The 25,637-nt window shown below is 65.4% G+C and carries 16 protein-coding genes; 9 read left to right on the top strand and 7 right to left on the bottom strand.

Annotation, left to right across the window (positions count from 1 at the left end; genetic code table 11):
* Position 1: 1 nt before the first annotated feature.
* Positions 2-769, bottom strand: a complete 768-nt coding sequence (locus tag ACEN9F_RS03845) for a hypothetical protein (protein WP_413418001.1) — start codon at positions 767-769, stop codon at positions 2-4.
* A gap of 310 nt (positions 770-1,079) precedes the next feature.
* Between ACEN9F_RS03845 and ACEN9F_RS03840 the strand changes: the two genes are divergently transcribed.
* Together ACEN9F_RS03840 and ACEN9F_RS03835 are read left to right on the top strand one after the other, a co-directional pair.
* Entirely contained in the window at positions 1,080-1,766 is a 687-nt protein-coding gene (locus ACEN9F_RS03840) for a pentapeptide repeat-containing protein (protein WP_413417999.1), read from the top strand.
* 107 nt (positions 1,767-1,873) lie between these two features.
* Complete coding sequence (locus ACEN9F_RS03835; RefSeq protein WP_413417997.1) at positions 1,874-3,325, top strand: pectate lyase family protein; 1,452 nt, start codon at positions 1,874-1,876, stop codon at positions 3,323-3,325.
* A 55-nt stretch (positions 3,326-3,380) separates the two neighbouring features.
* Here the strand turns inward: ACEN9F_RS03835 and ACEN9F_RS03830 are convergent, their stop codons facing one another.
* Positions 3,381-4,769: an amino acid permease gene (locus ACEN9F_RS03830; RefSeq protein WP_413417995.1), complete on the bottom strand. Its 1,389-nt coding sequence runs from the start codon at positions 4,767-4,769 to the stop codon at positions 3,381-3,383.
* Positions 4,770-4,901: 132 nt separating this feature from the next.
* Positions 4,902-6,032: a sugar diacid recognition domain-containing protein gene (locus tag ACEN9F_RS03825; RefSeq protein WP_413417993.1), complete on the bottom strand. Its 1,131-nt coding sequence runs from the start codon at positions 6,030-6,032 to the stop codon at positions 4,902-4,904.
* A 128-nt stretch (positions 6,033-6,160) separates the two neighbouring features.
* Between ACEN9F_RS03825 and ACEN9F_RS03820 the strand changes: the two genes are divergently transcribed.
* Together ACEN9F_RS03820 and ACEN9F_RS03815 are read left to right on the top strand one after the other, a co-directional pair.
* Positions 6,161-7,483 (top strand): MFS transporter, encoded by a 1,323-nt coding sequence (locus ACEN9F_RS03820; protein WP_413417991.1) that lies wholly within the window; start codon positions 6,161-6,163, stop codon positions 7,481-7,483.
* A 12-nt stretch (positions 7,484-7,495) separates the two neighbouring features.
* Positions 7,496-8,635 carry a glycerate kinase gene (locus ACEN9F_RS03815; RefSeq protein WP_413417989.1) on the top strand — a complete coding sequence of 380 codons (1,140 nt, stop codon included), beginning with the start codon at positions 7,496-7,498 and terminating at the stop codon, positions 8,633-8,635.
* Between the two features lie 29 nt (positions 8,636-8,664).
* On the opposite strand, the gene ACEN9F_RS03810 is transcribed toward ACEN9F_RS03815, so the two are convergent.
* Entirely contained in the window at positions 8,665-9,870 is a 1,206-nt protein-coding gene (locus tag ACEN9F_RS03810; protein WP_413417987.1) for a hypothetical protein, read from the bottom strand.
* A gap of 196 nt (positions 9,871-10,066) precedes the next feature.
* On the opposite strand from ACEN9F_RS03810, the gene ACEN9F_RS03805 reads away from it, so the two are divergent.
* From ACEN9F_RS03805 to ACEN9F_RS03785, 5 genes are all read left to right on the top strand, one after another.
* The gene (locus ACEN9F_RS03805; protein WP_413417985.1) at positions 10,067-12,664 is read left to right on the top strand and encodes a response regulator; all 2,598 of its coding nucleotides are present in this window, start codon (positions 10,067-10,069) and stop codon (positions 12,662-12,664) included.
* A gap of 105 nt (positions 12,665-12,769) precedes the next feature.
* Positions 12,770-13,285 carry a sigma-70 family RNA polymerase sigma factor gene (locus ACEN9F_RS03800; protein WP_413417983.1) on the top strand — a complete coding sequence of 172 codons (516 nt, stop codon included), beginning with the start codon at positions 12,770-12,772 and terminating at the stop codon, positions 13,283-13,285.
* The gene (locus ACEN9F_RS03795; protein ID WP_413417981.1) at positions 13,282-14,205 is read left to right on the top strand and encodes a DUF4880 domain-containing protein; all 924 of its coding nucleotides are present in this window, start codon (positions 13,282-13,284) and stop codon (positions 14,203-14,205) included. The genes ACEN9F_RS03800 and ACEN9F_RS03795 overlap by 4 nt, the downstream gene beginning before the upstream one ends.
* 122 nt (positions 14,206-14,327) lie before the next feature.
* Positions 14,328-16,889 (top strand): TonB-dependent receptor plug domain-containing protein, encoded by a 2,562-nt coding sequence (locus ACEN9F_RS03790; protein ID WP_413417979.1) that lies wholly within the window; start codon positions 14,328-14,330, stop codon positions 16,887-16,889.
* Between the two features lie 19 nt (positions 16,890-16,908).
* On the top strand, positions 16,909-20,247 hold the full coding sequence (locus tag ACEN9F_RS03785; protein WP_413417977.1) for a DUF6250 domain-containing protein: 3,339 nt from the start codon (positions 16,909-16,911) through the stop codon (positions 20,245-20,247).
* Here ACEN9F_RS03785 and ACEN9F_RS03780 read toward each other — a convergent pair.
* From ACEN9F_RS03780 to ACEN9F_RS03770, 3 genes are read right to left on the bottom strand one after another with little or no spacing between them, the layout of a single operon-like run.
* Positions 20,244-21,584, bottom strand: a complete 1,341-nt coding sequence (locus ACEN9F_RS03780) for an amino acid deaminase (protein WP_413417975.1) — start codon at positions 21,582-21,584, stop codon at positions 20,244-20,246. The genes ACEN9F_RS03785 and ACEN9F_RS03780 overlap by 4 nt on opposite strands.
* Before the next feature lie 45 nt (positions 21,585-21,629).
* Positions 21,630-22,562 (bottom strand): diguanylate cyclase domain-containing protein, encoded by a 933-nt coding sequence (locus ACEN9F_RS03775; RefSeq protein WP_413417973.1) that lies wholly within the window; start codon positions 22,560-22,562, stop codon positions 21,630-21,632.
* Positions 22,559-25,633: an ATP-binding protein gene (locus ACEN9F_RS03770; protein ID WP_413417971.1), complete on the bottom strand. Its 3,075-nt coding sequence runs from the start codon at positions 25,631-25,633 to the stop codon at positions 22,559-22,561. Before ACEN9F_RS03770 ends, ACEN9F_RS03775 begins: the two co-directional genes overlap by 4 nt.
* Positions 25,634-25,637 lie beyond the last annotated feature (4 nt).

The raw sequence follows: 25,637 nt of genomic DNA, 5'->3' as shown, positions 1-25,637 counted from the left end.
TTTACGCAGGGCCGGCGGGGGACAGCTGCGATTGAAGGTCCGGTAGCTTCAGTTTCGTGGCTATCTTGTGCCCCAGTTTACTTAACTCCGCGATAGTCGCCTTTAGTTCGCTTTCGGTCGGTTTCAGCGGAAGCAGGGCTTTTACCAAAACCGGAATCACCTGGCGCTTCATGAAGCGGCTTTTGGCCATCACAATTTGCCAGCCTATCAGGGCAATCGCCAGCACAATGAACACCATGACAGTCTCGGGACCAGCGTCTGGAAGCAGCGCGTGCGACACGGCCGGCCCGACGATCATCAACGCGAGCGCGGCAACAATTGTCAGTCCAGCTTCCTTGTCGAGGTGGGTCGAAGCGTAGCGTTTTTCCACCTTTGAGGCCAATAGCAGGAATGGGTCGCGAATCAAGGCCGTTCTCTCTTCGGAAGAAAGCAACAAGGGCGTGTTGATGACGCGAGCCTCCAATTGCAAACGGTCGTGCAGGACGACGTCGATGTCGGGGAAGGTCTGTGCCTGTAGTTCGGCGAGGGATCCGGATTTTTTCACGATCTCTTTATACTTTCCCGGATCGGTTACAAACGTCGTCGCACATGATAGACAGGTGCGCTCGAAGCCAGCCAAAGTGCCTTCACCGGCCGAAATGTAATATATATGCCCGGCCAAGCCAACCCGCTTTACGACAAACGCTTGAACCGTTCGGCAGATGGGGCAGAGGTCCGCCACAAAGCCGATCTTTCGATACACGAGTTTTTTGCCCCAAACAATAAACATCAGTACGCTCCAGATTGACCTCGTTGTAGTTGAGTGTCATTTTACTCATATCCGTATGGAAATTGTTAGCTAATTGCAATGTGGGGCAACACATCGCATGCGTGTTTTGAAAGTCTGGTCCAGCGTAAGCAAGTAGGTTAGAATTCGAAGCTGTCGAAAATGAGCTAACCGGTTGGTACACTGGTAAATGCCGCTCTGGCATGCTTCCGCCTTGCGGACCCGCGACGCTGATCTTAACTGTTAACCGGTTGGGGGATGCGTTTGGGTTCGCCATTCCTCCTCCAGCCTTTATCCAAGGATTTTTTGGCTGATGGACCATCACAATACGACCGTCGTCTCCGGCATCGCGCTGACTCGCGCCGAGCTTGAGGATCACCTTTCCCAGGCCGTTCGCACATTCGAATCGTGCAGCTTCGATGACGAGAACCTGTCGCGCCTGGACCTGCAGGGCTGTACCTTCGAGCGCTGCACCTTCCTCGGCACGAACCTGTTTGCCTGCAAGATGGCGGGCGCGATCTGGCTGCGTTGCCGCGCCGGCGGCGCGGATATGGAGTCGGTCGATGCGGTCGATGCGCGCTTCGATGGCTGCGATCTGAATAACACCAAGTGGCGCCGGGGTAAGCTGGCGGCCGCCACGTTCAAGGGCTGCAAGCTGACCGGCGCTTCGTTTGAAGAGGTGGCGCATCTGGCGATCGGTTTTGAGGAGTGCCTGCTGGTCGGCGCCGACTTGCGCGGCTTCTCGTTCAAGAAGGCGACGCTGAAGGAGCTCGATTTTTCCGATGCCTACCTGGCCGGCTGCGATTTCCGCGAGGCGGTGTTCGAGGGCGGCAGCCTGCGCAACGCGACGCTGAAACTGGCCAAGTTCCAGGGGGCGGACCTGCGCGGGACCGATATCGAGGGCCTCAAGCTGACCGAGGCCGGGGTATTCAAAGGCGCGATCATTTCGCATGCCCAGGCCGCAAGCTTCCTGCGGGAGTTGGACTTGATCGTTACCTGATTTAATCAACGGAATGATTATTTCAAAATTGTATTCCTGATATCTTTGAGAATGTTGTAACGCTGGCGCCGCCTGGCGCCCATTCTAATAACGATAGGGAGACAATCTTGGCAATCAAGCATACCGTTATCTTTACAGCCGTCGCCGCGCTGTTTTCCACCGGGGCGCAAGCGGTGGACTGGCCCAGCGGCTTTTCCAAGTGCGCCGACGAGGGAGGCACCTGCAAGGCGGGGACCAGCAGCCGGCAGGTGTCGTTCGGCATCAAGGACAAGTGGGTGATCAGCGTGCTGTCGGGCGATGTGGCTTGCACGGTGGCGAGCTTCGGTTCCGATCCGAATCCCGGCGTGAACAAGAAGTGCGCTGTCGGCCCGCTGTCGGCTACGCCGACACCTACTCCGACACCGACGCCAACTCCAACGCCAACTCCAACGCCGACACCAACGCCGACACCGACACCGGGTGACGCGACCTACGAGGCGGCGCCCGCAGCCGGCTGGGCAGGCCAGAACGGTGGCACCACCGGCGGCGCGGCAGCCGCGGCGACGGCCATCTACAAGGTCAACTCCGCATCGCAACTGGTCGCCGCCATCAAGGCGCAGGGCGACAATCCCAAGATCATCAAACTGTACGGCACCATCGATCCCACGTCATCCGACAACGGCGGCCCGTACACCAGCACCACCGACCAGGCCGCGCGCCTGCAGCTTAAGCTGGGCAGCAATACCACGCTGATCGGCATGGGCGGCGACACCAAGCTGGTCAACGCCAACATCGTCATCAACGGCAAGAACAACGTCATCGTACGCAACCTGAACATCGTCATGCCGTGCGATATCGCGCCGGTCTGGGATCCGGACGACGGCAGCACCGGCAACTGGAATTCGGAATACGACGGCGTCACCATCCTGGCCTCGACCAATGTCTGGGTCGACCACAACGTCTTCACCGACGCGCCGCTGACCGACGATAAGCTGCCGGTGGAAAACGGCAAGACCAAGCAATGCCACGACGGCGCGCTGGACGTCAAGAACGGTTCCGACTACGTCACCGTCTCCAACAACCGCTTCGAGCTGCACCAGAAGAACAACCTAATCGGCTCGTCGGACTCGAAAACCACGGACGACGGCCACCTGACGGTCACCTTCAACGGCAACCACTTCCTGAACGTGGGCGAGCGCGCGCCGCGTGTGCGCTTCGGCAAGGTCCATCTGTTCAACAATTACTTCGAGGGCAACCGCTCGCACGCGGTGTATCCGCATCACTACAGCATCGGGGTCGGCTACCTGGCCAAGATCATTTCGCAGAACAACGCGTTTGACATCACCGGCGCCAGCACCTGCACCAACATCGTGACCAATCCGGGATCGTCCAGCAAGACCGGGGCGATCACCGATGCGGGCTCGTTGTTGAATGGGGCCGCGTTGAACGTGGCGGGCGCCTGCAGCTTCAGTAGCAGCGTCGGCTGGACGGTGCCATACAGCGTCAACTTGCTGGGCACGACGGCGGTCAAGCAGTCGGTGCTGAACAACGCGGGGACGGGGAAACTGACGGTGAATTAGGAACAGGCGGGAAGCCGGCGGGCCGCAATCGGGGCCCGCCGGTTGGTACGGCGGATTAGTTCAGCAGCGAGCGCTTGCGGGCGTAGCCGAAGTAGACGGCCAGGCCGATCACCAGCCAGATGCCGAAGGCCACCCAGGTGATCCAGCTCAGGTAGCACATCAGCGTGACGCAGAAGATCACGGCCAGCGCAGGCACCACCGGCACGCCTGGGCAGCGGAAGGCGCGCTTCAGGTCCGGACGGGTCTTGCGCAGGATAATGACGGCGATCGACACCAGGCTGAATGCGGCCAGCGTGCCGATGTTGACCAGCTCGCTCAACACGTTCAGCGGCACCACGGCGGCCAGCAGGCCAAACACGATGCCGACAATCCAGGTGGCGAGGAATGGCGTCTGGAAGCGCGGATGTACCTTCGACAGGCGTTTCGGTAGCAGGCCGTCGCGCGACATGGCGTAGATGATGCGGGTCTGGCCGTAGGCCATCACCAGGATCACGGTGGTCATGCCGAGGATCGCGCCCAGGTCGACGAAGCCGGCGAACCAGTTTTCACCTGCGCGTTGCAGTGCCAGCGTGACCGGGTGGTCGATGCCGAGGAATTCCTTGAACGGCACGATGCCGGTCATGATGGCCGAAACGATCACGTACAGCACGGTGCAGCCGGCCAGCGAACCGATGATGCCGATCGGCAAATCACGTTCCGGGCGCTTGACTTCTTCCGCCGCCGAGGTCACGGCGTCGAAACCGATGAAAGCGAAGAACACCAGCGCCGACGCGCTCAGCATGCCGTTGATCCCGTATGGCATGAAGGGCTGCCAGTTCGACGGCGTAACGTGACGCGCGCCGACCACGATAAACAGCAGCACCACGGTGATCTTGATGACCACCATGATGTTGTTCACGCGCGCCGATTCGCGCACGCCGATGCTCAGCATCGCCGTCAGCAGCAGCATGATGCACAGCGCCGGCAGGTTGATCAGCGTGTGCACGCCGGGGATGGCGCCGGGCGCGGCCGTCAGCACCGTCGGCAGATGGATGTCGAAGCCGGAGAGCAGCGACTGGAAGTAGCCGGACCAGCCGACCGACACGGCCGAGGTGGCCAGGCCGTATTCCAGCAGCAGGTCCCAGCCGATCATCCAGGCGGCCAGCTCGCCGAGGGTGGCGTAGCTGTAGGTATAAATGGAGCCGGCCACCGGAACGGTGGAGGCAAATTCAGCGTAGCAAAGTGCGGCAAAACCGCAGGCGACCGCAGCGACTATGAAGGACAGCGTCAGCGCCGGGCCGGCGGTGACCGCGCCGGTGCCGGTCAGCACGAAAATACCGGTGCCGACGATGGCGCCGATGCCCATCAAGATCAGGTCGAAAGGACCGAGTACCTTCGCCAGCCCGCCGGGCTTACGGGCGCCGGCTATCATGTCATCCAGATTCTTCGTTCTAAAAATGCTCAAAATGGCTCCAATTTTATTGTGTTTGTCTCTTTACCCGAGGCGGCCTTGTGAGCCATTATTTCGGGCAAGCGCAGATAATACAGCATGTTCAGGGCGTTGCCGAGGCTGTTGTTTTATCGTTATCGACCAGTTTCACGCGCTGGACAACAAGGTCGAAATATAGAGCAGAAAACGATCTTCCAATCGGGCAAGATCGAGCCCGGTGATGTCGCCGACGCGGCGCAAACGGTAGTCCAGGGTGTTGCGGTGGATGTGCAGCGCCTCGGCGGTCGCGGCCGGGTGGCCGTCATGGGCGAACCAGGCTTCCAGTGTGCGCTGCAGCAATTCCTTGTTCTTGTCCTGGGCCTGCAGTTTGGCGATGGGCAGGCGCAGCTGGGCGGCCTGCCAGCCCGTCCCCAGGCCCGACAGCAGCACCGGCAGCGCCTGGTCGTAATAGCTGTAGCGGCTGCGGCGCGGATGGCGCGCGCGGCCGATGCGGGCCGCCGTCCTGGCGCTCTGGTAGGAAATCGCCACGCCCTCGATGCCGGACAGGGCGATGCCCATCGTCAGGGTGTGCGGCTGCTGGCATTCCTCGCGCAGGATGGCGGCCAGCGCCTGCAACTGACGTTCGTGGCCGGCGCCGGGGGCGTCGTAGAAGTCCAGGATCACCAGCTCGTGGGAGCCGGCCGCCGCCGTCAGCGTGGCGGGCAGGCGCGCGCGCAGGCGCATCTGCAGGCGCTGGATCTCGGTCTCGGTGTCGGCCGCGCCGTGATCGAGCTCCAGCAGGAACACGCTGTGCATGCGCTCGAACTGCACGCCCAGCCGGCGCGCCCACGCCGCCAGGTCGGCCTGGTTGGCGTGTTCGGCATTGATCAGGTTGAGCACGAACGCTTCGCGGTAGCGGGAATCGCGCTGCAATTCGCCGGTGAGCTGGGCTTGTTCCAGGATCATCTCGGCGGTCAGGCGCACCAGCTCGCCGAACTGGCGGACCTCGTCCGGCGCGCCGCTCAGGCCGACCGCGCCGCACAGCTGGCCGTTGACCGTCAGCGGCAGGTTGATGCCGGGCTGGGCGCCGTGCATGTTTTTGGCGCTGGCGTCGTCGATTTCCACCGTCAGCTTCTTGGCCAAGGCCAGCATGGCGCCCGCGTGCAGCTCGCCGATACGGGCAGGATTGCCGCTGGCGAGGATGCTGCCGTGGGCGTCCATCACATTCACGTTGTAGGGAATGATCTTCATGGTGCGGGCGACGATGTCCTGCGCCAGCTCTGTGCTGAGTATGTTCATGGGATCATTTTAGTGCAAATGCCCAATAATTGGCGATGGCATGCCCTGATATTCTGGCGTTAGTCCAATGCTTTTTTGTGATCGATTCCAGATAATCGCGGTACTACTACAAGAACCTGGAGACTAGCATGAGCACTTCCACCACCGCCACCGCGTGGCCGCCGGCGTCCGTCCTGGACGGCGCCTACAAAAAGGCCAGCTGGCACCTGATCCCCTTTATCTTCGTTTGCTACTTCTTTAACTACCTGGACCGCGTCAACGTCGGCTTCGCCAAGCTGGAGATGCTGGACGCGCTCAAACTGAGCAACACGGTCTACGGCCTGGGCGCCGGCATCTTCTTCATCGGCTATGTGCTGAGCGGGGTACCTAGCAACCTGATCCTGCACAAGATCGGCGCGCGGCGCTGGATCGCGGTGATGATGGTGGCCTGGGGCGCGCTGTCGGCCTGCATGCTGTTCGTCTCGACGCCGACCTCGTTCTACGTGCTGCGCTTCTTCACCGGCGTGGCCGAAGCGGGCTTCTTCCCCGGCATGGTGCTGTATTTCACCCACTGGTTCCCGCAGCAAAAGCGCGGCCAGGTGATGGCGCTGTTCATGTCGGCGATCCCGATCTCCGGCCTGATCGGCGGTCCGCTGTCGGGCTGGATGCTGGCGCACTTTTCGGCCGGCCAGGGCGGCATGGCCGGCTGGCAGTGGCTGTTCCTGCTGCAAGGCCTGCCGACCGTGCTGCTGGGCATCGGCGTGTATTTCTACCTGAACGACGGCATCGCCCAGGCCAAGTGGCTGAGTGCCGAAGAAAAAGCCGCCATGCAGGCCGCGCTGGCGGGCGACGAGCAGCAGCGCCAGGCGGTCAGCAACGTCGGCCAGTCCTTCTCCGCCGTGCTGCGCAACGGCAGCGTATGGATGCTGGGCGTGATCTATTTCTGCATCCAGATGGGCGTGTATGCGATTAACTTCTGGCTGCCGTCGATCATCAAGTCGCTGGGCTTCCAGAGCGCGCAGACGGTGGGCTGGCTGAGCGCCATTCCTTACCTGGCCGCCGCCGTGTTCATGGTGTGCATGGGCCGCTCGGCGGACAAGCGCCGCGAACGCCGCTGGCACGTGAGCGTGCCGATGCTGATGGGCCTCGTCGGCCTGATGATGGCGGCTAACTTCTCCAGCAATCCTGTGATCGTGATCATCGGCCTGAGCCTGGCCACCATGGGCGCGCTGGCGGGCCTGGCCCTGTTCTGGTCCCTGCCGTCGGCCTTCCTCGGCAGCGCTGCGGCGGCCGGCGGCCTGGCGCTGATTAATTCGCTGGGCCAGATCGCCGGTTTCGTCAGCCCCTTCCTGGTCGGCTGGATCAAGGATGCGACCCAGAGCACGGACATGGCGCTGTATATTTTGTCCAGCGTGATGCTGCTTGGTGCGATACTGGTACTGCGCGTACCCGCCAAACTGGTCAACCGTTGATTGAGATCGTCGATGAAAATAGTCATTGCGCCCGATTCGTTTAAAGAGAGCCTGACGGCGCTGGCCGTGGCCAACGAGATCGAGGCGGGCTTCCGCGAGTTCTTCCCGGATGCGCAGTACGTCAAGCTGCCCGTCGCCGACGGCGGCGAGGGCACGGTGCAAGCCATGATCGACGCCAGCGGCGGCCGCCGGATCGAGCTGCAGGTCACCGGTCCGCTGGGCGAGCCGGTGCCGGCCTTCTATGGCTTGATGGGCGACGGCGCCACGGCGGTGATCGAGATGGCCGCCGCCAGCGGGCTGGAACTGGTGCCTGCGGCGCGGCGCAATCCCTTGCATACCACCAGCTACGGCACCGGCCAGCTGATACTGGATGCGCTGGACGCGGGCGCGCGCCGCTTTGTGCTGGGCGTGGGCGGCAGCGCCACCAACGACGGCGGCGCCGGCATGCTGCAGGCGCTGGGTGGCCGTTTGCTCGACGCCGCCGGCGCCGATCTGAATGCGGGCGGCGGCGCGCTGGCCGCGCTGGCCCGCATCGACTTGTCCGGTCTGGATGTGCGCATCAAGGACTGCGTGTTCGATATCGCCTGCGACGTCAGCAATCCGCTGGTCGGGCCGCAAGGCGCCTCGGCGATCTTCGGGCCGCAGAAGGGCGCGACGCCGGCGATGGTCGAGCAGCTCGACGCCAACCTGCGCCGCTACGCGGAGGTGATCGCCAGCGATCTTGGCCGGCAGGTGGCCGAGGTGCCTGGCGCCGGCGCGGGCGGCGGCATCGGCGCGGGCATGATGGTGTTCCTCGGCGGCCGGCTGCGTCCCGGCAGCGAGATCGTCATGGCGGCCGTCGGCCTCGATGCCGCCGTGGCCGGCGCCGACCTGGTGATCACCGGCGAGGGCCGCATCGACAGCCAGACCATCCACGGCAAGACGCCGATCGGCGTGGCGCGCGTGGCGCAGCGCCACGGCAAGCCGGTGATCGCCATCGCCGGCGGCCTGGCCTCGGGGGCGGCGGTGGTGCATGCGCACGGCATCGACGCCGTGTTCGGCGCCGTCAGCCGGCCATGCACGGTCGAGGAGGCGCTGGCCGACGCGGCGCTGAACGTCCGCACGGCAGCCCGCAATATCGCCGCCGTGCTCCGGCTGGGAAGCCGGATCTGAACCTGTTCCGAGCCGGCGCCAGCGCCGGTTCAGTCGTCGGCGAGATAGCTGTCGAGACCCGCCGCGGGGATGAGCAGTTTGTAGCTGCCGCGCGTCTCGCGCAGTACTTCGACTTTGGCGAAGGATGGCAGCTCCACGCCCAACTCGGCCGCGATGGTTTTTCCCGGCTCCTTGAGCAGCGCCTTGGCGAATGCGGGATCCGCGTAGAATTTACGGATCAGCCGCTTTTCCAATTCCTGGCGCGTGACGCCGTCAAACAGCTTTGCCCATGCCACGGCTTGGATACTGTCCCGCGTCTCTTGCGTCGGTTCCTGGACTGCCCAGACCGAACCGGGCCAATTCTGTATCAAGGCGGTGCCAGGTATGCCCCATTCCGTAAAAACCGTCACCCGGCTCGCCACGCCATCCGGATTGGTGACCTTGCCGAACTGATCATCCCGGAACAGCCAGTCGCACAGCTTGTCGCTGGCCCATGCGGACGATGTCGTCAGGCCGAACTGCGTGTACTGTATACCCCAGAATTTTTTATTGCCGTCGCAGCAATCGGTTTCGAAGCTCTCTCGTGACGCGAAATAGCTGAATTTTTGCCTGGCGATGGTATCGCTGGCGAATTTGGCGAAGTCGGCCTCCGTCCATCCGAGCATGAAGGGATCCACCGGTGAGTGCGTGACCGCCTGGATGTAAAATTTCTTGCCGATATAGGCGGCGGTAATTGTAATCCGGGCCTGGGCGATGATGGCGTCGGTGATGTTTTGGAAAAGGGCGGAGTGCCTGTCGGGCATGTTGGCTTCGGGGTCGCCCAGGCTGGAGACCGGCATGCTTTTATTCGTCAGCGGATCGGTGTAGCTTTTGTCCCAGTAAGCGGCCGGATTATCGCTAATGGCCGCCAGGTCCTTGTCCGCCTGCAGATAGGTTTCGTCCATGCGCTGCCACAGCGAGCCGAATGCGCCCCGAAGGCTGGGCGGCGGCGTATCGCCTCCGTAGGCGCCGAAGAACGTGCCGAGGAAGGTGCCAAACAGGCCGGCGCCGGGAAACTCGATCAAGGCAATGCTGGTGAATACCGCCGTGAAGAATGTGGTCAGGAACTTTTGGCCTGGATCGGGTTCGCCATCCTGCGACAACTCCAGATAAACTTCCTGGAGCACATCCTGCATAAAGTCATGCGTGTGGTTGGACAAATCCATCAGCTTGTCGACATTCCTCTTTACCTGCGCTAACTGTTCCGGTGTTGGCATGACCACTTCCTTTCCTGGTTTTATGAGAATAAAAACCAATTGTATATAAAAATATTGCTTAAAATATACGTGAATAGTCACAGCAAGCTTGATGTGCTACAGTTGTCGTCGAGGCAAGTCGAGCGAAAGGGCTGTTATGGCGTGGGGCCGTTCGGAACAGAAGGGGGATCGCAGGCTGCCGTCGATCAAAGTGCAGATGTACACCCTCGTATGGGTCTGCGCACTGCCGGCGGTGGTCGGCTTCACGCTATTAACCAGCAACTTCATCGAGCGTGAACGCACGCAAATCAAGCAGGACACGCTGATCACGGCGCGCGCGCTGATCCAGGCGGTGGACCGGGATTTGAATACCGGCATCACCGTGGCGCTGGCGCTGGCCAACTCGCCCAGCCTCGACCGCCGCGATTTCGGCGCCTTCTATGTCGAGGCGAGCAAGGTCCTGCGGCCCGAATTCCCCGGTTTTAACTTCGTCCTGAGCGACCGCGATTCGGTCCAGATGCTGAACACCGCTCTGCCTTACGGGCCGCTGCTGCCCGATCCCGGCAGCGCGGTGCGCATCCGCAAGGTCTTCGACACCGGCCAGCCGGTGATCTCCGATGTGTTTATCGGCGGCGCGCTGAAACGGCCGCTGGTGGCCATCCATGCGCCGGTGCTGCGCAACGGCGAGGTTATCTACGTCATCTCGGTGGCGTTCGTGCCCGAGCGCCTGGGCCAGGTGCTCAAGGAGCAGCGCCTGCCGCCGGACCGCGTGATCGGCATCTTCGACTCGCAAGGCATATTGGTGGCGCGCAGCCGCGACGCGGACAAGTACGTCGGCAAGAAGGGATCGCCGTCGCTGCTGGCGCAGATGCCCAACAAGCTGGAAGACGCGATCGAAACCATCACACTCGAAGGCATCCCCGTGTATTCGATGTACAGCCGGTCGCTGGCCAGCGGCTGGGCCGTGGTGATCGGCGTGCCGCGCAGCGTGGTGTTCTCGGAGATGCTGACCTCGATCACGTGGATCGTCGGCGTGGTGGGGCTGCTGCTGGCGGTCGGTTTCGGCGCGGCCTGGCTGTTCGCGCGCAACATCAGCCGTTCGGTCGGCGCGCTGTCGTCCGCCGCCGTGGCGCTGGGCGCCAGTGGCGCCTTGCCGGCGGCGCGCCCGCGCGCGCTGTTCAGCGAAGCGGCGGATGCGATCAAGACGCTGCGGACGGTGGACGCGGAACTGCAAAGCCATCGCCACCATCTGGAGCACCTGATCGAGGAACGCACGGAGCAGCTGCAATCGGCCATGGAGCAGGCGCAGGCCGCCAACGCCGCCAAGGATGCCTTCGTGGCCAACATGAGCCATGAGCTGCGCACGCCGATGAACGCCGTGCTGGGCATGGCGCACCTGCTGGGCACCACCAGCCTGTCGCCGGAACAGGCCCGCTACCTGGAGATGATACGCGCGTCCGGCCAATCGCTGCTGGGCGTGTTGAACGACATCCTCGACTTCTCCAAGATGCAGGCCGGGAAGGTGGAGCCGCATCCGGTGCGCTTCCAGCTGGACGACGTGCTGCATTCGCTGGCGGCCATCATGAGCGTGAGCGCCGGGGAGAAGGACCTGGAGCTGTGCATCGGCGTCGAGCCGGATGTGCCGCGGGCCCTGGTCGGCGATGCGCTGCGCCTGCAGCAGATCCTGATCAACCTGGCCGGCAACGCAATCAAGTTCACCGGCCAGGGCGAAGTGTCGGTACTGGTCGAGCGGGTGGCGCGGACGCCGTTGATGTTGCGCTTCTGCGTGCGCGACACTGGCATCGGCATGAACGAGGAGCAGTTGGCGCGGCTGTTTTCGCCCTTCACGCAGGGTGACTTGTCGACCACGCGGCGCTTCGGCGGGACCGGGCTGGGACTGACCATCTCCAAGGGGCTGATCGAGCTGCTGGGCGGTACCATCCATGTGAAGAGCGCCCCGGGCGAAGGCAGCGAGTTCCAGTTTACGCTGCCCTTGAAGGCGGACGACGCTGCCGAACCGGCCCGCCCGCCGGCCCGCATGCATGTGCTGGTGGTGGACGACAGCCTCACCAGCCGCACCTTCCTCGGCAAGATCATCCAGGCGTGGAACTGGACCGGCGACAGCGCGGCCAGCAGCGAGGAGGCGGTGAAGCTGATGCGTTCCGGTAAAGCCTATGACGTGGTGCTGGTCGATGGCCACATGCCCGGCATGGACGGACCGGAGGCGATGCGCGCCTTGGCGCCGATGCCGGTGATTTGCATGGTCAACGCCTATGCGCGCGGGAAGCTGACGCAGCAGATGGCGTCGCCCAGCGCGGCGGCTTTCCTGACCAAGCCGGTGACGGCGTCCAGCCTGTTCGACGCGGTGCAGACCGCGATGGCACAGCTGCAGGCCGGCGTGGCGGGAGCGCCGGCGTCGCCGCAGGTGGCCGCTTTCCGCGGCATCCGCATCCTGCTGGTGGAAGACAATGCGATCAACCAGAATGTCGCCAAGGGGATCCTGGAGCAGGACGGCGCCACGGTCACGGTGGCGGACAACGGCCAGGTCGCGATCGACCTGCTGCTCGCCGGCGGCGGCTACGACCTGGTGCTGATGGATGTGCAGATGCCGGTGATGGACGGCTTCGGCGCGACGCGCATTATCCGCGAGGAGCTGGGACTGACGCTGCCGGTGATCGCCATGACCGCCGGCGTCATGGAATCCGAGCGCGAACAGTGCATCGCCGCCGGCATGGACGACTTCATCGCCAAGCCGATCGACGTCGAGCAGATGTTCGCCGCCATGCGGCGGCATCTCCGCACAGCGGACCGATAAGCAAAATCGCGGCTGCGATCAGTTTTTGTTATCGCAGTTTTTTCGACAAAGCATATTTGGAATCGTTCGTTTTAATACGCAGGCCGGCGGCTTATATTGGCGGCCATGAGTACCTCCGTCTCCTTTTCCTCCGCCGCGCGCGACCAGTTCCTGGGTGGTGAATTTCGCCGCAGCTACGGCTGGCTGACCGGTTGTGTGCACCGCCTGGTCGGATCGCGCAACGATGCGGAGGACCTGGCCGCATCGGCGTTCACCGAACTGGCGGGACTGGAGGATGTCAGCCATATCAGGCAGTCACGCGCGCTGCTGACCACCATCGCGCGCCGCCTGACGTACGAATTCTGGCGCCGCCGCGACCTGGAGCGCGACTACCTTGCGGAGCTGGCGCTGGTGCCCGAACAGTTCGACGCCTCGCCGGAAGCCGTGTGCGAGGCGGTCGAGGAATTGCTGCGCATTGATGCGGCGCTGGCACGCATCAGCGGCAAGGCGCGCGAAGCTTTCATTCTCAGCCAGTTCGAGGAACTGGCTTATGCGGACATCGCGCAACGCCTCGGCGTTTCGGTCAGCATGGTTCGCAAATACATCGCACAGGCGCTGACCGCCTGCTACACCCAAGCATGACGGCTGCACGGCAGGCGGTCATGTGGGAGGTGCGGCTGCGCGAGGGGGAGCCGGCAGCCGCGGTGCTGCGCGAGTTCGATCGATGGCTGAACGCTTCGCCGGCGCACGAGCAAGCCTGGAATGGGCTGCAGGAGCGCCTGTCGCGCATGGGCGGCGCCCGCTCGCCCGATGCGGCGGCGCTTGCGCATGCCTTGCGCGCGCCCGTCGTCGACCGCCGCCGGGCGCTGCGCTCGGCCTTTGGCCTGCTGGTGCTGGGCGCGGGCGGCTGGGGCGCGCTGCAGGGCGCGCAGGAGCTGGGTCTGGATGCGGACTGGCGCAGCGGTATCGGCGAGCGCGGCGAGGGCGTGCTGGCGGACGGCACGCCGTTGGCTTACGACGCCGGCAGCCGCATCTACCTGTCCGGCGGTGTGGCGTCGCCGGTGCTGGATCTGCGGCAGGGGCAGTTGCTGCTCAAGGCATGGCCCGCGGAAGGACGCCAACTTGGCGTGACGACGGTGCATGGCGCCGTCGCGACCAACGGCGCGATCTTCAATGTGAGCCGTTTGCGCGAACGCAGCGTGGTCTCGGTCAGCGCCGGCAGCGCCTTGTTGCGCCAGCCCGGGCGTGCCGCCATGCATGTCGCCGCCGGCCAGACCGTCTATTTCAATCGCGATGACGCGCAGCCGGCCGAACTGTCCTTTGAAGCGGTCAGCGCGTGGCGGCGAGGCGTGTTCGTGGCCGATCGCCTGCCGCTGGCGGACCTGCTGGATGTCTTCGGCCGCTACCGCAGCGGCCTGCTGCGCGCGAGCGGAAGCGCGGCGACGCAGCAGATCAGCGGCGTGTTCCGTCTCGACGACATCGAGCGCGCCTTGCTGCAAGTGGCCGACACGCTGCCGGTCCGGTTGACGCGCTACGGCCGATATCTGGCGGTTTTCAGCTGAGCTGAAAATATTTTTCAAAAAGTACTGACGCTTTTGGATTCTCGCTGCACATGGTTTGTGAAGCGCCTCACTAGAGGCGCGTAACCACTCTAGCGAGGCACGTTTTGCAGAAACCACATCATATGCTGGCCATCCTGGCCGCCACCCAACTACTCGCGCTGCCGGCGGCACTGGCGCAGGATGCGACGCGCCATCCGTATCAACTGGCCGGCGCTCCGCTGGACAAGACGCTGCTGCGCATCGCCGCCGAAAGCGGCGTGGCGCTGGCCTACGATCCCAAGCTGGTGGAGTCGGCGCGTTCGGCGCCGGTCAACGGGAACTACAGCGCCACCGAGGCCATCTCACGCGCGCTGGAGGGGACCGGCTTTGAGCTGGCCAGCACCGGCGGCGGCCGCACGCTGACCATCCGCCGCGCAGCCGTCGCACCAGCGGCGGCGCGTCCGGCGCAGCCGGTGATGGCGCCGGCGGTGCTGGGCCAGCCGGCGGCCGCCGCAGCGGTCGTACCAGCCACCGACGTGCTGGCGCGGGTGACGGTGAGCGGCGCCCGCCGTGCCGGCGCCGGCGAGCGAATCGACGACGTGCAGCGCGCGCCGACATCCTCCTACCGTGTCACCGGCGAGGACATCGAGGACCAGAATGTCAGCACGCTGGAAGACCTGCAGCAGCTGGTGCCGGGGCTGGTGATCCAGAGCACCGATCCATCGGACACGCAGATCAGCATACGCGGCGTGGGCGACGGCGGCGGCCAGGCCAGCGGCGATTCCAATATCGGCATGCCGAGCAGCGTGGCGATCTACGTGGACAACGTCTACCTGGCGCGCGCCGGCATGTTGAGCAACGGCCTGGGTGATATCGCCTACGCCGAAGTGCTGAGCGGCGCACAAGGCACCATGTTCGGCGCCAACGCCACCGGCGGCGTGGTCAACATCCAGACCCGCGCGCCGAGTTTCACGCCGGAGGCCTCAGCCAGCGTATCGTATGGAGAGAACGGCTACACGCGCGGCCGCGCCATGTTGTCCGGGCCTTTGTCGGAGAAGTGGGCGGGGCGCTTGAATCTGGTCTACAGCAACAACGACGGCAGCGTGACCAGTATCCGCAACGGCAACCGCCTCAATGGCGGCACCAGCACCGGCGCGCGCGGGCAACTGCTGTACCAGGGCGGCGATGCGTTCAGCCTGCGCCTGAGCGCGGACTACAACAACACCAACAGCACGCCGACGCCGGTACTGTTGACCACCAATGCGTTCAGCGGGGCCGACAGTTTTCTGACGCACTCCAAGACCGTCGGCAATCACGTGGTGTTCGGGCCGCAGGTTGACCTGGACGACGAGAACCGCATCCACGTGCTGCAGGGCGGCGTGGCGGCGGAGGCGAACTGGAAGCTCGACAGCGGCCACAATCTGCGGTCGGTCACCTCGTACCGCTACTTCCGCTCCGATCCGACGATGGCCGACGGCTTGAGCGTAGCGGTCTATAACAATACCGGCACGCGCGTGATGGACCGCACCTGGTCGCAGGAGTTGCGGCTGGATTCCGCACCGGGTGAGCACTACGACTACGCATTGGGCCTGACCTTCCTGGGGCAGAGCCTGGGCACGGTCGCGCACACACGCTACACCAACAACAAGCTGGCGGGCCTGTACTACGACGCCGCCAGCAATAACGGCCTGGATATCATCCGCTACGGCACGCTGCACGACCGCATGCTATCGCCGTATGTGCAAGGTACGCTGCACATCTCGCCGGGCCTGGACCTGGTGGGCGGCGCGCGTGTCAACTACGAAGAGAAAGCCGGCCAGTTCATCCGACTTAACAAGGCGGCCTTCAATTCCGGCTATATCAAGGAATACCATCAACTGCCATCGGGCACGCTGGTGTTGAAATACCAGCTGGCGCGGGACTGGAGTACCTACCTGGCCGGATCGTATGGCGAGAAGTCAGGCGGCATCAACGTCTCGGCCGGCGCGGCCAAGGCGGCCGGCTACGACACGCTCTACATCAAGCCGGAGAAGACCAAGAGCGCGGAACTGGGCATCAAGGGCGCGCTGTGGGACGGCAAGGTGACGCTGAAGGCCGACGTGTTCGTGACCGGGATTACCGATTTCCAGACCCAGGGCTACAACCCGGAAGACCAGCAGACCTACCTGATGAACGCGGGCAGCTTCCGTTCGCGCGGCGCCGAGACGACGATACACGCGGCGATCACGCGCAATTTCAATGTCAATTTTGCAGCGGTCTACAACGACGCCTACTACACCGACTACGCGAACGCGCGCTGCGCGCCGGAGGTGACGCTGTCGCCGAAGCCGCCGCCATCCTGCGACCTGACCGGCCAGCGCCTGTTCAACGCCCCCAAGGTCACCTGGAACGCCAGCGCGCGCTACGATTGGCGCAGCGACAACGGCTTGAAAAACTACGTCAGCGCGCGCTATTCGTATCGCGGCTGGATGTACGGCACGGTCGACAATTCTTCGCTCACGCGCGTGAGTAGTTATGGCTTGGCCGCATTCTCGGCGGGCACCGGTGGTAAGCTCGAACGCGGCGAATGGAACGCTTCGCTGTGGATCAATAACGCCTTCGACAAGCAGTACTACCGCCGCCAGGTGAGCGGCGACTACGGCACGGTCTGGGGCTGGCTGGGCGAGTCGCGCACCATCGGTGCGACTCTGGCTTACAAATACTAAGCGCGTGGGAGCAGGCGGCATGAGTGCATCACTGGAACGGCGTCAATTCTTTAAACTTGCATCGCTGCTGGCGGGAGGGCTGCCCGCGCTGGCGGCGGCGTCGGCGCCGGGCGAGGGCGACGCTGCCGCAAACGCCGGCGCCGGAGCGTCTGGCGCAGGCCCTGCGCCGGTCACCGGCGACATGCCGCTGCACTGGCTGGACGGCGTTCCCGCCAGCTTCCGTGGCGCGACCTGGGGTGTGGCGTGGCCGCAGGGGCGCGTGCCGCGCGACAGCGCGTTTGAGCTGCGCGCCGGCGAACGTGCCGGACCGGCCGTGCAATCATGGCCGCTGGCCTATTGGCCGGACGGCACGCTGAAATGGACTGCCCATGCGCTGCCGCCCGACGCCGGCGCCGCCGCGCCGGCTCCCGGCTACACGCTGCAACCGCTGATCGGCGCCGCCGCACCGCGCGCAACCGGACCGTTGCTGGCCAGCGAGAGCGCGGAAGCCATCGCTATCGACAACGGTGTTCTGCAATGCTCGTTGCCGCGCTCCGGCAGCCTGTTGATCAACACATTGAAACGCGCCGGCAAGCCGCTGTTGCGCGATGGCCGCCTGATCCTACTGGTGGACAGCGCGGTGGACGACGAATCCATAGGCGCCGCGCGCCGCGCCTACGATAGCGCCATCGGCAAAGTGACGCTGGAACAGAACGGTCCGCAGCGTGCCGTAATCCGCGTCGACGGCACGCACCGCCATGCGGACGGCGCCACGCTGCTGCCCTACGTGGTGCGCCTGTACTTCTACAAAAATTCGGATGCGGTGCGCGTGGTGCACACGCTGGTCTACGACGCCGACCCGGCCAAGGCTTACATACGCGGCGTCGGCCTGCGTTTCGGCGTGCCGCTGGACGGCCCGCTGCACGACCGTCATATCCGCTTCGCCGGCGACAACGGTGGCGTCTTCGCCGAAGCGGTGCGCGGCCTGACCGGGCTGCGGCGCGACGCGGGCAAGGCGGTTTACGAGGCGCAGCTCAACGGGCGCGCCGTGCCGCTCGACCAACTGCCGGCACCGGTCGCCAAAGGCTTGCGCTACATCCCGGCCTTCGGCCATTACTCGCTGCTGCAATCGCATCCGGACGGCTTCTCCATCGCCAAGCGCACCAGCGCTGGCCACAGCTGGGTGCATGCGGCCAGCGGTGCGCGCGCCTCGGGCACCGGCTATGTCGGCACGCCCAGCGGCGGCGTCGCCTTCGGCGTGCGTAATTTCTGGCAGAGCTATCCGGGCCAGCTCGATATCGGCGGCGCCGAGACCGATCTCGCCACGGTCACGTTGTGGCTGTGGGCGCCCAAGGCGCAGGCGATGGACCTGCGCTTCTATCATGACGGCATGGGTGAAGACGATTTCTCCAAGCAGCGCGATGCGCTCGACATCACCTACGAAGATTACGAGCCGGGCTTCGGCACGCCATATGGCGTGGCCCGCACCAGCGAAATCGAGCTGCAGCTCCTGGCTGCCACGCCGGGCGCCGATGAGCTGGTCGCCATCAGCCGCCGCATCCAGTCGCCGCCGCAGCTGATGGCATCCGGCGCGGCGCTGCACGGCGCCGGCGTGTTCAGCGAGTACTGGAGCCCCGCCGCGGAGCGCCCGTCGGCCGCGCAATCGAAGCTGGAAAAGCAGCTGGCATGGAGCTTCGACTTCTACCGCAACCAGGTCGAGCAGCGCAAGTGGTACGGCTACTGGGACTACGGCGATGTGATGCACACCTATGACGAGCAGCGGCATGTGTGGCGCTACGACGTCGGCGGCTATGCCTGGGATAATTCGGAGCTGAGCACCGAGATCTGGCTGTGGCACTACTTCCTGCACAGCGGCCGCGCCGACGCCTTCCGCATGGCGGAGGCGATGACGCGCCACACCGGTGAAGTAGACGTCCATCATATCGGCCCATTCAGTCCGCTCGGCTCGCGCCACAGCGTGCAGCACTGGGGCGACAGTGCCAAGCAGCTGCGCGTCTCCACCGCCATCAACCGCCGCTTCATGTACTACCTGACCGCCGACGAGCGCGTGGGCGACCTGTTGAGCGAGCAGACCGACGCGGTCGAGCGGCTGCGCACCGTCGTCCCCGGCCGCAAGGTGGGCCAGGCGGCGGCCGATAAGGAAGGCTACGCCAGCGTCGCCTTCGGTACCGACTGGGGCGCGGTCGCGGCTGCGTGGTTCACCGAATGGGAACGCAGCGGCAAGCCGCAGTATCGCGACAAGCTGCTGGCCAGCATGGCGAGCATCGCGGCCCAGCCGCTGGGTTTCCTGGCCGGCGGCGGCGTGATGGACCTGCGCACCGGCGCCTATGTGCTGGACCGCGACAAGAAGATCAGCGTCTCGCACCTGAGCGCTGTGTTCGGGTTGCCGGAGATTTGCAGCGAATTGATACGCACGGTGCCGCAGCCGGCCTTCCGCGACGCCTGGCTGCGTTACTGTCGGCTGTACAACGCCAGCGAGGCCCAGCAGAAGGCGGAGCTGGGGCAGGACCTCGGCAAGTTGAATCTGGGGCAGGGCCATGCGCGGCTGCTGGCCTATGCGGCCGTGCAGTGGCGGGACCAGGCCATGCTGTCGCGTGCGTGGACACAGTTCTACGAGGGACGCGCGGGATTGAAGGAGCGTGACCTGGTGTCGCGGCGCGTCAAGCCGCCGCTGGTGCTGAGCGATATTGAAGAAGCGCCTTCGCTGTCGACCAACGCCGTTGCGCAATGGGGGCTGGGTGCGCTGGGCATGCTGGCGTTGGATGCGTCCAGCCCGGCGGTGTACAGCGACGACTTCCAGCGCTTCGATCCGCAGGCATGGGCGGTGGAATCCGAGGCCGGCGACGCCGCGCGCGCGGTGCGGGCTTCGTCGCGCGCGCTGGTGCTGGATGCCAGCCGCGGCTTGACGGTATGGCTGCGCAGGCAACTGATCGGCCATTACGAAATCAGCTTCACGCGCACGATACTGGCGGATGGCCGCCTGTCGGACATGAACTTCTTCTGGGAGGCGCAACTGCCGGCAGGCTTTGCGCAATCCGGCAAGCTGGAGGAATACGACAAGCTGCGGCTGTTCTACGCCGGCATCGGCGGCAACACCAACAGCACCTCGCGCTTCCGCTACTACGACGGCAGCGGCGAGCGCAAGCTGCTGCAGGAATATACGGCGCCCGAGTACCTGCTCAAGGCGAATCATCCGTACCGCATCCGCATCGTGGTCGATGCGCAGGGCACGCGGCTGTTCGTGGACGACAAGCAGTACTTCTCGGCGCCGGGGCCGCAGGCGGGCGGGGGCTACTTCGGCCTGCGCACCACGCAGTCGCGCCAGAAGATCGAGAATTTCTCGGTGCGCCGAATCTAGAAGAAGGTATTGACGGCGTGGCGCACGCCATAGTCGTCATCCACCGCCAGCAGCAGCGGCCATTTGTCGAAGGTCGTGCATGGGTGCGAGATGCCGCAGCCGATCAAATCGCCGACGGCAAGCTCGGTGCCGATGGCGGCGCCGGCCGGCAGACGCAGGTAGGCATGCTGGTCGTTCATCTTCTCGATGCGGCAGCCGTCCGGCATGGCGCCTGACGTGGTTGCTCCGGGGCGGTGCCACGCCAGCGCACGCGGCAGGTCGATGTCGTAGGAGGCGTCGCGCTTGCCCATGCCCAGGATGGCCAGCGTCGGTTCCGGCCGGGACAAGACCATGCTCCATATCTCCAATGCGGGCCGCAGGCCCTGTTCCTGCGGGATCCGTTCGCGCGCGTTCAGCTGCGCGATCAGGTCGTGATAGTGGCCGTGGTCGTTGGTCAGGTAGCAGCCGCTGCGCAGCACAGGCAGCACGGGACGGGATAAACCTTGCACCAGCGAGAAGCCGCTGGCGACAAAATCGAAATAGGCCGAACCGCCCGCCGACAGCAGGATGCGCTCGCGCGTGAACAACTGCTCGGCATCGGCCCGGCGCAGCAGATCCGACAGGTCGGCGACGAACTGGCGCACGCCTTGATGATCGCGCTCGCGGTCATGGCTGACCAACAGTCCCTCGTAGCCCTCGATGCCCGCCAGTTCCAGCCCCGGCGCGGCGGCCACGTCGCGCGCCACCGCCAGCGCTTCGTCCATGGTGCGGCAGCCGGCGCGATGACCGGCCAGGCCGAGCTCCACCAGCAACGGCAGCGGGCGATCCAGGCCCAGGCGCCGGGCGGCTTGCGACAGGCGCGCGACGCCGGCGCTGGAATCGACCAGCGCGTAGAACTCAAACCCGGGATCCTGCCGCATCAGCGCGATCACCGCCTTGATGTCGGCCGGCGCCACCAGCTGGTTCGCCAGCAGCACGCGCCGCACGCCGAAGCGGAAGGCGGTCTGCACCTGCGCCACCGACGCCAGCGTGATGCCCCAGGCGCCGTTGGCCAGTTGGGCGCTGAACAACTGCGGGCTCATGGTGGTCTTGCCGTGCGGCGCCAACTGCGCGCCGTGGCGTTCGCAGAAACGGCGCATCCATTGCAGATTGTGGTGCAGCGCGGAGATCTTCAGGACGGCGACCGGAAAGCTGGTGTCGGCGCGCAGCACGTTCCACTGCTGGGCGCCGATGGCTCCCTGCGGCAGCGGCGTGGTGATCGGCAGGCCTTTGACGCCCGGATGCAGCAGCTGTTTCTCCAGCGAGAGCAGCGGGGCGGAGGTGGCGCCGGCGGCGGCGGTCAAAGCGATGCGTTTCAAATGAGGCTCCTGGCATGGTCGCGCCGGCATGGCGGCGCGGATCAGCTATTGTAAGGGAGCGGCCCGCCATTCGACACGATTGCGGCCGGCTTTTTTCGCCTGGTAGAGCAGGGCGTCGGCGGCGGCGAACAGCTCGGCGCAGCTCTCGTTGGATGATGCCGCGCCGCTGCCGTTGAGCGTGGCGCCGCCGGCGCTGACTGTCAGCACCGGGCATACGCCGGAGGCTTCATGCGGGATCTCCAGGTCGGTGATCGTGGCGCAGATGGTGCGGACGACTTGTTGCGCCTGTGCGGCATCGGTGTCCGGCAGCAGCAGCACCAGCTCCTCGCCGCCATAGCGGGCCGCCAGGTCGCCGGGGCGGCGCAGGCCGGACGCGGTGGCGCGGGCCACGGCGCGCAGCGCGCGGTCGCCGGCCGGGTGGCCGTAGTGATCGTTGTACTGCTTGAAGGCGTCGATGTCCAGCAGGGCCAGCGACAACGGCCGGCCGCTGCGGCGGCTGCGCTGCCATTCGGCCTCATAGACTTCGTCGAAGCGGCGGCGGTTGGCCAGTTCCGTCAGGCCGTCGACATGGGCCAGGTGTTCCAGCATGCGGCGCTGGCGCACCATCTGCAAGTGCATGGCCACGCGCGCCAGCACCACGGTGATGTTGAAAGGTTTGGCGATGTAGTCGGCCGCGCCCATCTTCAGGCCGGTGGCCTCATCCTCCGGCCGTCCCAGGCCGGAAATGAAGATGACGGTAATGTGCGCGGTTTGCGCATCGCCGCGCAGGCGGCGCAGCACTTCGTAGCCGTCCATGTCCGGCATGATGACATCGAGCAGCATCAGGTCCGGCAGGTGGCGTGCCGCCAGCTCCAGCGCCTGCGCGCCGTTCTTGGCCAGCAGTACCGTGTGTTCGGGCTTGAGCAGCTCCGCCAGCACCTGGCGGTTCACGTTGTCGTCGTCGGCCACCAGCACTTTTTGCGTTCCGGCGAAATTCATGCGTCTTCTTCCTGTGTGGTTTGCTGCGTCAGCGCCTGCGCCAAGGCTTGCAGCGGTGCCAGCGCGGCCTGGTACTCGATATCCTCGACGGCGCGCTGGAGCGCTGCCAGCAGATCCGCATGCCTGGCGACCGCTGGCAGCAGGCGCAATTCCTGCAACACGTCCTCGGCGCGCGCATCATCGGCGCGCAGCCAGGCCTCCAGCCTGCCGACCAGCAGCACGGCGTCCTCGTCGCGGTAGCGGGCCGGCGCAGGCTGCCGGTTCAGTTGCGCCAGGCCGCCGACCACTAGGTCCAGCCCCTTGGCCAAGTCCTCGGCCAGCGCGGCGAGGCGATCGTCGCCGGCGCCGTGCAGCGCCTGTTCGACCGCCTGGGCCTGTGCCGCCAGCGTGAACGCGCCGATGTAGGCGGCGCTGGATTTCAGGTTGTGCGTCATGCCGTTCAGGGCAGCGTAATGGTTGCTGGCGACGGCCTCGCGCACGGCTTGCGCGGCTGGCCGGTACTCCTGCAGGAAGCCGTTGATGCGCTTGTCCAGCCGGTCGCGCTGGCGGTCGACGGCATCGAGCGCCTGCTGCCAGTCGATGCCCGGGACGGACGGCAACGGCTCGGCGGAAGGCGCGTTGACCACGGCGGCGGGCGGCAGCGGCGACAGTGCCGAGGCCTGCGCGCGCCGCGCCGCCAGCCGGGACGGCGATATCCATTTGATCAATGCGCGGAACAGCTGCTCCGGCACGACAGGCTTGGTGACGTGGTCGTTCATGCCGGCCGCAAGACTCTTGTCGCGATCGCCCGCCATGGCGTAGGCGGTCATGGCGACGATCGGCAGCTGCTTGCAGCGCTCGATGGCGCGGATGCGGCGCGTAGCGGTCAGGCCGTCCACTTCGTGCATCTGGACATCCATCAGCACCAGGTCGTAGTCGACTTCCTGCACCATGCGCACCGCTTCGCCGCCGTGGTGGGCGACGTCGATCTGCATGCGCGCGGCCGACAGGAAGTCCAGCGCCACCTCGCGGTTGTTGGCGTTGTCCTCGACCAGCAGGATGCGGGCGCCGTCCAGCGCGGACAGGTCGCGCAGCGCCAGTCCGGCGCTGTCGGAGCGGCGCGTTTCGCGCGGGGCCTGCTGCTTGTGCTGCGGCCCGTCGGCCGGTGCGGTGGCGTTGTCGGCGATTCCGAGCCGCACGGTGAAGCTGAAGCGGCTGCCGATGCCGGGCGTGCTGCTGACCTGGATGTCGCCGCCCATCAGTTCCACCAGCTGGCGCGAGATGCTCAGTCCCAGGCCTGTGCCGCCGTACTTGCGGGTGATCGAGCCGTCGGCCTGGCTGAAGGACTGGAACAGCCGCGCCACCTGCGACGGCCGCATGCCGATGCCGGTGTCGCTGACGGAGAAGCGCAGGGCGACGCTGTTGGCCGTCTGGTCCATCACCTCGACGGCGACGGCGATCTCGCCGCGCTCGGTGAACTTGACGGCGTTGCTGGTCAGGTTGATCAGCACCTGGCTGAGGCGCAGCGGATCGCCGAGCAGCCGCGCCGGCACGCCGTCGTCCACGCGCAGCTTCAGCGCGACCCGCGCGGCGTCGGCCTTGATCAGCGTCAGCGTCGGCAGTTGTTCCAGCAGCTCGCGCGGATCGAAGGGCGCCGATTCCAGCCCCATCTTGCCGGCCTCGATCTTGGAGAAGTCCAGGATGTCGTTGAGGATGGCCAGCAGGTGCTCGCCGGCGCCGAGGATCTTGCCGAGATAATTCTGCAGCTTGGGCTCGGGTTGCGTCATCAGCGCCAGCCGGCTCATGCCGATGATGGCGTTCATCGGCGTGCGGATCTCGTGGCTCATGTGGGCCAGGAATTCGGACTTGGTGCGCGTGGCTTCCTCGGCGCGCAGCATGGCCGTCTGCATGGCCTTGGTGCGCAGGCCGAGGATGCGCATGAAGACCAGCATGTCGAACATATTCCCGAACTGCAGCGCGTGCATGGTCCAGAAGTTGGCGGCGACCTTGCCGCCGATGACCTGGCTCAGCACCACCGACGAGGCGAAGCTGACCGCCCAGCCGACCAGGAAGTAGATGCCGACGGCATCGCCGCGCCGCGCGCGCAGGTAGGCGCCGGGGAGGCCGAGCAGCATCGGCATCAGCCCCAGCGTGCTGACGATGGCAACCAGCGTCTCGACGCCGATGATATCGGTGGCGTAGGCCAGCGCGCTGAGCACCGACAGCGCGGCGCCGGCCCGCATCAGGAGGCTGAAGGTGCGATCCTTGCCGGGCCGGGCCAGCGCCTGCTCGACGAACAGGTAGGCGCCGCAGGAGGCGGTCAGCGCGAACAGGCCGCCCGCGTGGATGCTCATCCAGGCGTTGTTGCGCCATAGGTACTGGCCCCCCAGTCCGAAGAACTCGATCGAGAACAGCGTGGTGCCGGTGACCAGCAGCGCGAACTTGCCGAACAGCGGCTCGCGCAGGTTCAGCCACTGCGCCAGGCTATACAGCAGCAGGCACAGACTGAGGCCGGTCAGCATCCCCTGCAGCATTTGCTCGTTCAGCGCTTCGGTGTGGAAGGCGGCAGGGCGCGAGAAGCGGATCGGCAGGATCATCGAGCCGATGTTCTCGACCCGCAGCAACAGGACGTGCTCCATGCCCGGCGTCAGGCGCAGCAGGGCGGCCGGCACGCGGCCGCGCGGCGCGCCGTCCGACGCCGGCTGCAGGTTGCCCGTCACGTGGTGCTGCGTGATGCGGCCATCGGTGGCGACGTAGACATCGATGCGGTTCAACACCGCGTAGTCGACGTTGAGTATCCATTCGCCGTCGCTGTTCGCGGGCAGGGCCACCGGGATGCGCAGCCAGACCACGTCCTTGTGCACGCCCAGCGTGGCGTAGGCGGAATCGGGCACGGTGTAGCGCTCGACGGCCGCCAGCGCCTCGTCCGGCCGCAGCTTGCCATCGGTTTCCGCCATGACCTTGACGGCGGGCCAGGCCTCGACGTGGTTGCCGCGCGTCTCCAGCAACAGCGGCGCGGAACCGGCCAGCGCCGCGCCGGAAAGTACCAGCGCGAAGACGAACAGCAGGTAGCGGAAGGGGCGCGTCAACATGGGG

It is taken from the genome of Duganella sp. CT11-25, assembly GCF_047302815.1.
Taxonomy (GTDB): domain Bacteria; phylum Pseudomonadota; class Gammaproteobacteria; order Burkholderiales; family Burkholderiaceae_D; genus Rugamonas.
This window is presented reverse-complemented; position numbering and strand designations above follow the sequence as displayed.